The organism is Arthrobacter sp. SPT-J7 (assembly GCF_059089965.1).
In genome coordinates this window covers 1-10,453 of record NZ_JBNHFF010000114.1, presented here as the reverse complement: position 1 = coordinate 10,453, position 10,453 = coordinate 1, and the positions used below count along the sequence as shown (strand labels likewise).

General features: G+C 64.3%; 10 protein-coding genes. 9 read left to right on the top strand and 1 reads right to left on the bottom strand.

What is annotated here, in order from left to right; translation table 11 throughout:
* Positions 1–118: 118 nt before the first annotated feature.
* The gene (locus tag AC5RWX_RS25810) at positions 119–1,024 is read right to left on the bottom strand and encodes a PAC2 family protein (RefSeq protein WP_461190198.1); all 906 of its coding nucleotides are present in this window, start codon (positions 1,022–1,024) and stop codon (positions 119–121) included.
* 150 nt (positions 1,025–1,174) lie between these two features.
* On the opposite strand from AC5RWX_RS25810, the gene AC5RWX_RS25805 reads away from it, so the two are divergent.
* From AC5RWX_RS25805 to AC5RWX_RS25765, 9 genes are all read left to right on the top strand, one after another.
* Positions 1,175–1,915, top strand: a complete 741-nt coding sequence (locus AC5RWX_RS25805; RefSeq protein ID WP_494099128.1) for an HAD family hydrolase — start codon at positions 1,175–1,177, stop codon at positions 1,913–1,915.
* The gene (locus AC5RWX_RS25800) at positions 1,908–3,074 is read left to right on the top strand and encodes a site-2 protease family protein (protein ID WP_494099127.1); all 1,167 of its coding nucleotides are present in this window, start codon (positions 1,908–1,910) and stop codon (positions 3,072–3,074) included. The genes AC5RWX_RS25805 and AC5RWX_RS25800 overlap by 8 nt, the downstream gene beginning before the upstream one ends.
* A 98-nt stretch (positions 3,075–3,172) precedes the next feature.
* Positions 3,173–4,237 (top strand): tRNA (adenine-N1)-methyltransferase, encoded by a 1,065-nt coding sequence (locus tag AC5RWX_RS25795; RefSeq protein WP_494099126.1) that lies wholly within the window; start codon positions 3,173–3,175, stop codon positions 4,235–4,237.
* A gap of 82 nt (positions 4,238–4,319) precedes the next feature.
* On the top strand, positions 4,320–6,071 hold the full coding sequence (gene arc / locus AC5RWX_RS25790; protein WP_458782030.1) for a proteasome ATPase: 1,752 nt from the start codon (positions 4,320–4,322) through the stop codon (positions 6,069–6,071).
* Positions 6,068–7,741: a depupylase/deamidase Dop gene (dop, locus tag AC5RWX_RS25785; protein ID WP_494099125.1), complete on the top strand. Its 1,674-nt coding sequence runs from the start codon at positions 6,068–6,070 to the stop codon at positions 7,739–7,741. The genes arc and dop overlap by 4 nt, the downstream gene beginning before the upstream one ends.
* 84 nt (positions 7,742–7,825) lie before the next feature.
* On the top strand, positions 7,826–8,029 hold the full coding sequence (locus AC5RWX_RS25780) for a ubiquitin-like protein Pup (RefSeq protein ID WP_015937113.1): 204 nt from the start codon (positions 7,826–7,828) through the stop codon (positions 8,027–8,029).
* 81 nt (positions 8,030–8,110) lie between these two features.
* Positions 8,111–8,932 carry a proteasome subunit beta gene (gene prcB, locus AC5RWX_RS25775; RefSeq protein WP_494099124.1) on the top strand — a complete coding sequence of 274 codons (822 nt, stop codon included), beginning with the start codon at positions 8,111–8,113 and terminating at the stop codon, positions 8,930–8,932.
* Position 8,933: 1 nt separating this feature from the next.
* Complete coding sequence (gene prcA, locus AC5RWX_RS25770) at positions 8,934–9,644, top strand: proteasome subunit alpha (RefSeq protein WP_494099123.1); 711 nt, start codon at positions 8,934–8,936, stop codon at positions 9,642–9,644.
* 8 nt (positions 9,645–9,652) lie between these two features.
* Positions 9,653–10,453: proteasome accessory factor PafA2 family protein (locus AC5RWX_RS25765; protein ID WP_494099122.1), on the top strand; the 801-nt coding region annotated here is incomplete at its 3' end.

The following is a 10,453-nucleotide window of genomic DNA, read 5'->3' as shown; positions in this document are numbered from 1 at the left end:
GGCCCCTTTCTGTCTGTATGGGGTTGGGGGGCGGCCCCCCCCCCCCCCCCCCCCCGAACCCCCCCCGGCCCCCCCCCGGGGGCCGGCCGGCCGGCCCCCCGCGGCCGGGGCGGCCTCCTTACGGCCTGTCCTGCCCGCGACGTTTGAGGTAACGCTCAAACTCGCGGGCAATGGACTCGCCCGTCGCTTCCGGAAGGTCCGCGGTGTCCTTTGCCTCCTCGAGCTGGCGGACATAGGCCGCGATTTCAGGGTCCTCGGTGGCCAGTTCGTCAACGCCCCGCTCCCACGCGTCAGCTTCCTCAGCCAGCTCATGGGTGTCCAGGGGAACCTGGAGCAGCTCCTCTATCCGGTGGAGAAGGGCCAACTGTGCCTTCGGCGATGGCGCCTGGGCAACGTAATGGGGGACGGCGGCCCAGAGCGACACGGTAGGGATACCTGCCAGGAGCGAGACCTCGGAGAGGACTCCAACAATTCCCACCGGGCCTTCGTACTGCGAGGCTTCAAGGTTCATACGTTCCCGCAACGGTGCGTCGTCCGATGATGTGCTCACCGGGATGGGCCTGCTGTGCGGGACATCTGCGAGCAGGGCGCCCACCAGAACAACGTAGTCAACGTTCAGCGCTTCGGCGTGCACCAGTAGTTCTGCCGTGTAGGCCCGCCACTTATAGGACGGCTCGGTGCCCTGGACGAAAATGACGTCCACGTTCGAGCCAGGTGCGCTGGCCTTGTAGATCCGCGTGGAGGGCCACTTGATCTTGCGTTCCCCGGCAGCGTTCCTGCGCACGGTGGGCCTGGTGAACTGGAAATCGTAGTACTCGTCAGCATCTATGGACGCCACTTTCTTGCCGCCCCACAGCTTATTGAGGTAGCGCAGCGAATCGCTTGCAGCCTCTCCGGCGTCGTTCCAGCCTTCAAAGGCGGCCAGCATCACTGTGACGCGCTGCCCGTCAGCCACAGGCTGCAGGAACCGCTCACGGGCGGGTCCGGCACCAGGTTCGGTGGTGTCTCCCTCGAAGCTATTCATTTCTTCACCCTACGTCCAAGGAGCGGGGTCATGCATTGAATGAAGCGCCGAAAAATGCGTCCTGGTTTCCCCAGAAGGCAGCAAACCCGGCCGTATTCGCCAACGGCGTAGCCACAGGCCCCGCCCAGACAGTCCCCGTAGACTGGGGACATGCGACTGCCAGCCACCGATTCCCCGCTCAAAGCCGTCCTCTGGGACATGGACGGCACCATCGTGGATACGGAGCCCTACTGGATAGCGGCTGAACATGCGCTGGTGGAAGCCCACGGCGGAACGTGGTCCCATGGGCAGGCCATGCAGCTCGTAGGACAGTCTTTGACGTTCTCCGCCGGCCTTCTCCAGCAGGCCGGCGTCGATCTTGAAATCCGCGAAATCATTGACACCCTCACCGCCGAAGTGGTGGCCAGCGTAAGGCAGCGGGTGCCGTGGCGCCCCGGCGCGCGGGAGCTCCTGGAAAACCTCCACCTTGCCGGTGTGAGATGCGCCCTCGTAACCATGTCCGAGGGGCCGCTGGCCCGGGAGGTGGTGGCCAGCCTTCCACGCCCCTACTTCGAAGTGGTGGTCACCGGGGATACCGTAGCGCAAGGAAAGCCGCACCCGGAGGCGTACCTGAAAGCAGTGGAACTGCTCCAGGAAAAGGACCCGGACCTGGCCATCCACCACTGCGTCGCTCTTGAAGACTCGGAACCGGGGGTGGCTGCAGCCGTGGCGTCCGGAGTGGCCACCGTCGCCATTCCCCATATCGTCCCGCTGCCTCAGGACGATGGGTACACGTTATGGGAGTCTCTGGCGGGCCGCTCACTGGCTGATCTTGAGGACCTGGTGGTGTCCCGCTTGGCGGCGCCCTCCGCTGCAATGCCAACGGGACTGCTGGAGACCTCCCATGACTGAGACAGCGGCCCCGGTCCGCCGAGAGGGAATTCCGCTGGGCAGGATCGCCGGTGTTCCCGTTGTCCTGGCCTACTCGTGGTTCCTCATCGCCGCCTTCACCGTGATTGTCTACGGGCCGGTGCTTGGCCGGAACAACCCTGCCCTCGGTGCCAGCGCCTACGTCATCGCTTTCGCCTACGCTGTCCTGCTGCTTGTCTCCGTCCTGGTCCACGAACTGGCCCATGCCCTGACGGCCAAGATCTATGGGTGGCCAACCCAGAAAATTGTGCTCAACCTCTGGGGTGGGCATACACAGTTCGAGAGTTTTACTGCCACCCCGGGACGATCCGTGCTGGTGGCCCTTGCCGGCCCCGCCGCCAACTTTGTTCTGGCCGCAGCCGCCTGGCTCCTTCTGACTGGCGCCACCCTGGGCAGCGTCGCCGAAATCCTCACCAACATCTTTATGTGGGCAAACTTCCTCATTGCCGTCTTCAACGTCCTGCCGGGGCTCCCGCTGGACGGAGGCCGGCTGGTGGAATCCGTTGTCTGGAAGGCCACGGGCAGCCAAGCCAAGGGGACGGTGGCAGCGGGTTGGGGCGGCCGCCTCATCGTGGTTGCGCTGGGCTACTGGTTCATCCTACGGCCGCTGCTTGCCGGTGATTCGCCTGAGTTCAGCCTGCTCATGATTACCGTGCTGGTGGGCGGCTTCCTCTGGATGGGGGCCTCGGCCGCCATCGAGCAGGGGACCCTGCGCGGTCGGCTTCATCTGGTCAGTGCTGCGGGGCTGTCGACGCCGGCCGTCGGCCTGCCTGCCACGGCGTCGGTGCAGGACGCACTCCGGCTTGGCGCACCGGAAAGAACGTCAGTAGTGGTTTACGGCCACGGCGGACGGCCCGAGGCCGTTGTTGATCCTGCTGCGCTGGCTTCGGTTCCGGCCGCTGCCGCCGGGGCGACTCCCATCACTGCGGTGTCCTATGCCCTTGCCGCCGGCGCCTACGTGCCGGAATGGTCGAAGGGACAGGAACTTCTGCACTTCCTGTCCCAGCTCGACGGACGCGACTACGCCGTAGTGGACCACAACGGCAAGGTGACCGGGCTGCTCTCCCAGGACGCGGTGCTGTCCGCCATCACAGGCAGGCGCCAGCAATCGGGTAGGCATCCCCATGGCAGGAACCGGTAGAGTTACCTGCCGGTCGTGCATTGCCGCCGCAGAAGCCACAATGTCTTTAAAGGACATTGGCGCGGGGGCACCACAGTTTTACAGGAGCGAGGAAAATCATGAGCAGTGAAACTGCCGTCAACGAAGCCACAGCAGCAGCCCAGCCAGGTGTTGCCGCCAGCGGCTCGCAGCCGGTGGGAGCTGCCCGTCGTCGCGGCCCCTTCCGCGAGGGCGAACGCGTCCAGCTGACGGACGAGCGGGGACGCATGAACACGATCACCCTCGAAAGCGGCGGCGCTTTCCATACCCACCGTGGTTTCCTGAACCACGACGACGTTATCGGCAAGGTTGACGGCTCGGTAGTTGTCAACAACGTTGGCCAGCAATATCAGACCCTGCGCCCGCTGCTCTCCGATTTCGTCCTCTCCATGCCCCGCGGCGCTGCGGTGGTGTATCCCAAGGATGCCGGGCAGATCGTCACCATGGCTGACATCTTCCCCGGTGCGCGGGTGGTGGAAGCGGGGGTTGGCTCCGGTGCCCTCTCCATCTCGCTGCTCCGCGCTGTTGGAGATAACGGCTACCTGCACTCCTTTGAACGGCGTGAAGAATTTGCGGACATCGCCCGTGGAAATGTGGAGACGATCTTCGGCGGCCCGCACCCTGCCTGGCAGATTTCCCTGGGCGACTTCCAGGAGGAAGTTGTGCGCAGCGAGGCCCCGGGCTCCGTTGACCGCGTAGTCCTGGATATGCTCGCGCCCTGGGAGTGCCTCGATGCCGTGGCTACCGTCCTAGCCCCGGGCGGCGTATGGATCAATTACGTGGCAACCGTCACCCAGCTCTCCAGGACGGCGGAGGCCATCCGTGCCGACGGCCGGTTCACGGAGCCAGACGCTTGGGAGTCCATGGTCCGCGGCTGGCACCTGGAGGGCCTCGCCGTCCGCCCCGACCACCGCATGGTGGCCCACACCGGCTTCCTGCTGGTCACCCGCCGGCTGGCCGACGGCGTCACTGGCATCTCCGTCAAGAGGCGCCCCTCAAAGACAGACTTCAACGAAGAGGACGTCAACGCGTGGACCCCGGGTGCCGTTGGGGAGCGGCTGGTCTCGGACAAAAAGCTTCGGCGCGCCGCCCGCGATGCCATCGCAGGCACGAACGTCAAGGACACGCCGGACATCACGAACTAGTCCATATTTCGGGAGTCTCCCTCCCTACCTGCCATCTTGGGGCTAAGGTCTTAATAGAAGCGCAGGAAGGGGCTGATACATCATGGAGACGCCAAACCAGGACTCCGGACGTACACCGGCAGAGCAGTCTGCCGCGAACGACCTCTCGGTTGCCGACCGCCAGGTCAACATTCTCCGGGACAAGCTCAGGCACATCGACCGCCAGTTGGCTGCGGCAACGCAGAACAATACGAAGCTGGTCACGATGCTTGAGGCCGCAAAGGCAGAGATTCTCCGGCTGAAGAACGCACTGGACCAGGAAGGACAACCTCCCTACAGCTTCGGCACCATCCTCCAGCTGAATCCGCGGCGGCAGCCTTCTCCCGGCAGCAGCGGACAGGCAGCCACCGAGGAATCAGTGGACATCTTCAACGCCGGCCGGAAAATGCGCGTGGGCATCAGCCCGCTGGTGAACATCAACCAGCTGGCCGTAGGGCAGGAAGTCCTCCTCAACGAGGCGCTCCTCGTCGTCGCCGGACTCGGTTACGAGCGGGCAGGCGAACTGGCCACGCTGAAGGAAATGCTTGGCTCTGACCGCGTTCTGGTGGTTGGGAGGGCTGATGAGGAGCGGGTGGTCAGGCTTTCCGGCGCGCTGCTCGCAGAGAAGCTCCGGGTGGGAGATGCCCTCTCCATCGACTCGAGGACAGGCTACGCGCTGGAAAAAGTGCCGCGGTCCGAGGTGGAGAACCTGGTCCTTGAAGAGGTTCCGGACATCACGTACGAAGACATCGGTGGGCTGGGACCGCAGATCGAGCAGATCCGCGACGCCGTCGAACTGCCCTTCCTGCACCCGGACCTCTACCGGGAACACGGCCTCAAGGCGCCCAAGGGCATCCTGCTTTACGGCCCTCCCGGCTGCGGTAAGACCCTTATCGCCAAGGCCGTGGCCAATTCACTTGCCGCCCGCGCCGCGGAACGTTCCGGAAACGTGGACCTGAAAAGCTACTTTCTGAACATCAAGGGTCCCGAGCTCCTGGACAAGTACGTCGGCGAAACGGAACGCCATATCCGGCTCATCTTCTCCCGCGCCCGTGAAAAGGCTTCGGACGGCAGCCCCGTCGTGGTGTTTTTCGATGAGATGGATTCGCTGTTCCGTACTCGCGGCACAGGGATTTCATCCGACGTCGAAACAACCATCGTGCCCCAGCTGCTGAGCGAGATCGACGGTGTGGAGCGGCTGGACAACGTCATCGTTATTGGCGCGTCCAACCGTGAGGACATGATTGACCCAGCGATCCTCCGGCCCGGCAGGTTGGACGTCAAAGTCAAGATCCACCGCCCGGATGCCGAGGCTGCTGCGGACATCTTCAACAAGTACATCACGACGGACCTGCCGTTCCACGAGTCCGACCTCGCCGAGCACGACGGCGACGTCCAGGCCACGGTGGACGCCATGGTCCAGCGCACAGTGGAAGCCATGTACTCCACGGACAAGTCCAATGAGTTCCTGGAAGTCACGTACGCGAACGGTGACACCGAGATGCTGTACTTCAAGGACTTCAACTCCGGTGCCGTGGTGCAGAACGTGGTGGACCGGGCCAAAAAGTACGCCATCAAGGATCTGCTGACCACGCATCAGAAGGGGCTGCGGATCGAGCACCTGCTGCGGGCGGTGGTGGACGAGTTCCGCGAACACGAGGACATGCCCAACACCACCAATCCGGACGACTGGGCACGGATCTCCGGCAAGAAGGGTGAGCGGATCACATACATCCGCACCATCGTGCAGGGCAAGGCCGGCCAGGAGCCTGGAAAGTCGATCGAAACAATGCCGACCACAGGGCAGTATCTATGACGGCTTCGCAGGAACCCGCCGCCGGGGGAGCCCTCCCCGTGGGCGGGGCCTTGCGGGTCATGGGAGCAGAAACCGAATACGGCATCCATGCCCCGTCCGCCCCGTCGGCGAACGCCACCATGATGAGCGCGAGGGTGGTCCAGGCATATGCCCAGGTGACCCGCCAGCGCGCCGCAGGCGGGGCGGAAACGCGGTGGGACTACACCGACGAGGAACCCCTTCATGACGCACGTGGCTGGACGGTGGACAGAGCGTCCGCCCACCCGAGCCAGCTGACCGACCAGCCGCCGGTGCTGGACGCGGAAGCTGTTGCGCTGGCCTACGGCCGGGAGGAACTGGAACTCGACGGGCAGGATGAGTCCGGTACCCTCCTCATGAACATGGTCCTGGGCAACGGCGCCAGGTTGTACGTGGACCACGCCCATCCCGAGTACTCGAGCCCTGAGGTGACGAATCCGCGTGACGCCGTCAAGTGGGATGCCGCGGGTGACCTTGTGGCGCTGGCCGCCGTGCGCCGGCTGGCCGCTGACCCCGACCTGCCACCGGTGAACCTGTACAAAAACAACACCGATAACAAATCGGTGTCCTACGGGTCCCACGAGAACTACCTCATGCCCCGCTCCGTTCCGTTCGGGGATATCGTCCGCGGTTTGACACCCTTCTTCATCAGCCGCCAGATCCTCTGTGGGTCAGGCCGGGTGGGGATCGGGCAAGACGCTTCCACCCCCGGCTACCAGATCAGCCAGCGGGCTGATTTCTTCGAAGCCGAAGTGGGCCTCGAGACCACCATCCGGCGTCCCATCATCAACACCCGGGACGAGCCGCACTCCACGGCGGACAAGTACCGGCGCCTCCACGTCATCATCGGTGATGCCAACCTCAGCCAGGTCTCCAACTACCTGAAGTTCGGAACTACGGCCATGGTCCTCAGCCTCATCGAGGCCGGGCTCGCGCCAAAGATTGAGGTCTACGAACCCGTGGCCGCCCTGCAGACCGTCAGCCACGACACCTCCCTCACCGCGACAATGCGACTGCTGGACGGCAGGCGTGTCTCAGCCCTGGACCTCCAGTGGATGTATCACGAAGCCGCAGCCAAGCTGGCGCAGGATACTGGAGTCGGTGACGCGGTGGACGGCGATGGCCACACCCATGACGTCCTGGACCGGTGGGCCACCGTCCTCACCCAGCTGGACAGTGACCGGGCAGCAGCTGCCCGCTCCGTGGAGTGGGTCGCTAAGCTCTCGCTGATTGAGGGCTACCGCGAACGTGACGGCCTGGCATGGAACGACGCCCGGCTTGGACTGGTTGACCTTCAGTGGGCCGACATCAGGCCGGAAAAGGGCCTCTACTACCGCTTCCTCGCCAGGAACCGCATGGACAGGATTGTCGACGACGGTGCGATAGCGGCTGCCGTGGGAGAGCCGCCGCCAGACACCCGTGCCTTCTTCCGTGGCAAGTGCATCAGCAGCTTCGGCAAGGACGTCGTGGGGGCCAGTTGGGACTCTGTCATCTTCGATGTCCCGGGCTACGGCAGGCTTCAGCGCGTCCCGACCCGGGAGCCCCTTCGGGGAACCAAAGCGCTGACCGGAGCGTTATTCGAGCGCTACCGGGAAGCGGGCCCATTCCTCGCGGAACTCCTGGGACACAACAGGACTCCGCCTGCGGCATAAACCGCGCCGGAAGGCCGGCATCGTGGCAGGATTGGCATATCGGAGGATCCGCCGGATCCGACGGCAGGAAAGGGAGAGGTAACAATGGCAGGCCAGGAGCAGCAGCAGCCGCAATCGCGCGACAGCCAGGTCGACGAGGACATTCCCGAGGCCCCGCCCGCGCCCCCCGAAGCGCAGGCATCAGCATCAACCGAAGGCGTGGATGACCTCCTCGACGAGATCGACGGAGTGCTGGAATCCAACGCCGAGGAGTTCGTGCGCGCCTTCGTCCAAAAAGGCGGCCAGTAACCCGGAGCCGGTGGGTGGCGGAAGCCGCGGAAGGCCGGAATCTGTACCGACGTTGAAGAACTACTTTCAAGGAGTGCATGAGTGCAGGAATCAACCGCCAACCAGGTAGCCGCCAACGCCACCTCGTCCTTTACGGAACATCTGCAGCGGGACCGGCCCGAACTCCTGCCGTACAACAGGGGAGTCCAGGCGGCCGCGCCGGGGGCCGCGCAGCTGCAGGTTCCGCACGCCACTACCATCGTGGCCATGAGCTACGCCGGTGGCGTGCTGATGGCGGGGGACCGGCGGGCCACCATGGGCAACGTGATTGCCAGCAGGCATATCGAAAAGGTCTTCCCTGCCGACCGCTTCTCCGTCCTGGGCATCGCCGGCACCGCCGGCATAGCGATTGACCTCACCCGGCTGTTCCAGGTGGAGCTGGAACACTACGAGAAGATTGAGGGCACCCTGCTCAGCCTGGAAGGCAAAGCCAACAGGCTGGGAGCGATGATCCGCGGCAACCTTCCCCTCGCCATGCAGGGGCTCGCAGTGGTGCCGCTCTTCGCCGGCTTCGACACCAGCGCCGGCGTGGGACGGCTGTTTTCCTACGATGTTACGGGGGGCAGGTACGAGGAACACGAACACCATACGGTCGGTTCCGGCTCGGTCTTTGCCCGGGGCGCCCTGAAAAAGCTGTGGCGTCCAAGCCTGAACGAGGCTGAAGCAATCTCCGTCGCCGTCGAGGCCCTCTACGACGCCGCAGACGACGACTCCGCGACCGGAGGACCGGATACCGTCCGCCAGCTTTGGCCGGTTATCTACACGGTGGACAGGTCCGGTGCACGGCGGGTAGCCGAGAACGTGCTCGCGGTTACCGCCGGAGACATCATCGAGGCCCGCACCATCGCCGGACGGGAGGCTTGAGATGACCCAGCAGTTTTACGTATCGCCAGAGCAGCTGATGAAGGACCGTGCGGATTTCGCACGGAAGGGAATCGCCCGGGGAAGGTCAGTTACTGTTATCAGCTGCGCCGACGGAATCGCGCTGGTCGCTGAGAATCCGTCGCCGTCCCTGCATAAGATCGGTGAGATTTACGACAAAATCGCGTTCGCGGCCGTCGGGAAGTACAACGAATTCGAGAGCCTCCGGCAGGCCGGCGTCAGGTACGCGGACGTCCGCGGCTACTCCTATGATCGCGAGGACGTTACCGCCCGCGGCCTGGCCAGCGTCTATGCGCAGAGCCTCGGAGCGGTATTCACCGCCGAGCAAAAGCCCTTCGAAGTTGAACTCGCGGTTGCGGAGGTGGGGCCCACCCAGGCAGAGGACCACCTCTACCGCCTGACTTTTGACGGTTCCATTGCGGACGAACACCAGTTTGTTGTGATGGGCGGCCAGGCAGACAAGGTATCCTCAGCCATCGAGGAGGGCTGGCGCAGCTCACTGAGCTTCGGGGACGCCCTGCGGCTTGCCATGGGAGCACTGGTTCCGGCGACCGAGACGGGCGAACAGCCGAAGGCATTGCCGGTTACGGCAGTGGAAGTTGCCGTCCTGGACAGGTCGTCAGAGAGCTCGCGGGGCTCGCGGCGCGCCTTCCGCCGGCTTGACGACGCGGATATCGCTGCAATGCTGGCCTAGGAGGAAACATGGACAAGAGAATCTTCGGTATCGAAACGGAATTCGGGATTTCGTATTCCAGCCCCGACTCGAGGCCTCTTGCCCCGGAGGAGGTGGCGCGCTACCTCTTCCGCAAGGTGGTCAGCTGGGGCCGTTCATCCAACGTCTTCCTCACCAACGGCTCCAGGCTGTACCTCGACGTCGGATCGCATCCGGAATACGCCACGGCCGAGTGTGACGATCTCGCGCAATTGATCGCCCACGACCGGGCCGGGGAGTTGATCCTGGACGACCTCGTGGACGAGGCGCAGGCCCGCCTGGCGGCCGAGGGCTTCAACGGCACGGTCTACCTGTTCAAGAACAACACGGACTCCGCCGGGAACTCCTATGGCAGCCACGAGAACTACCTGATTCCCCGCCGCGGTGAGTTTTCCCGGCTGGCCGAGATCCTGATTCCCTTCCTGGTCACCCGCCAACTCATCGCCGGCGCCGGGAAGATCCTGAAGACCCCGCATGGGGCAACCTTCGCCTTCTCCCAGCGGGCAGACCACATCTGGGAAGGGGTTTCCTCGGCCACCACCCGGTCCCGCCCCATCATCAACACCCGGGATGAACCGCACGCGGATGCCGAGTTCTACCGCCGGCTCCACGTCATCGTAGGCGATTCGAACATGTCTGAAGCCACGGCCCTGATGAAGGTGGGCACGGTTGACCTGGTCCTGAGAATGATCGAGGCAGGGGTGATCATGCGGGACATGCGGATGGAGAACCCGATCCGCAGCATCCGTGAAATCTCCCACGACCTCAGCGGCCGCGCACTTGTCCGCCTC

Excerpts from the sequence above, each read along its gene's own strand:
- AC5RWX_RS25810 (WP_461190198.1), bottom strand. The coding sequence starts at position 1,024 with ATGAATAGCTTCGAGGGAGACACCACCGAACCTGGTGCCGGACCCGCC.
- AC5RWX_RS25805 (WP_494099128.1), top strand. The coding sequence starts at position 1,175 with ATGCGACTGCCAGCCACCGATTCCCCGCTCAAAGCCGTCCTCTGGGAC.
- AC5RWX_RS25800 (WP_494099127.1), top strand. The coding sequence starts at position 1,908 with ATGACTGAGACAGCGGCCCCGGTCCGCCGAGAGGGAATTCCGCTGGGC.
- AC5RWX_RS25795 (WP_494099126.1), top strand. The coding sequence starts at position 3,173 with ATGAGCAGTGAAACTGCCGTCAACGAAGCCACAGCAGCAGCCCAGCCA.
- arc (WP_458782030.1), top strand. The coding sequence starts at position 4,320 with ATGGAGACGCCAAACCAGGACTCCGGACGTACACCGGCAGAGCAGTCT.
- dop (WP_494099125.1), top strand. The coding sequence starts at position 6,068 with ATGACGGCTTCGCAGGAACCCGCCGCCGGGGGAGCCCTCCCCGTGGGC.
- AC5RWX_RS25780 (WP_015937113.1), top strand. The coding sequence starts at position 7,826 with ATGGCAGGCCAGGAGCAGCAGCAGCCGCAATCGCGCGACAGCCAGGTC.
- prcA (WP_494099123.1), top strand. The coding sequence starts at position 8,934 with ATGACCCAGCAGTTTTACGTATCGCCAGAGCAGCTGATGAAGGACCGT.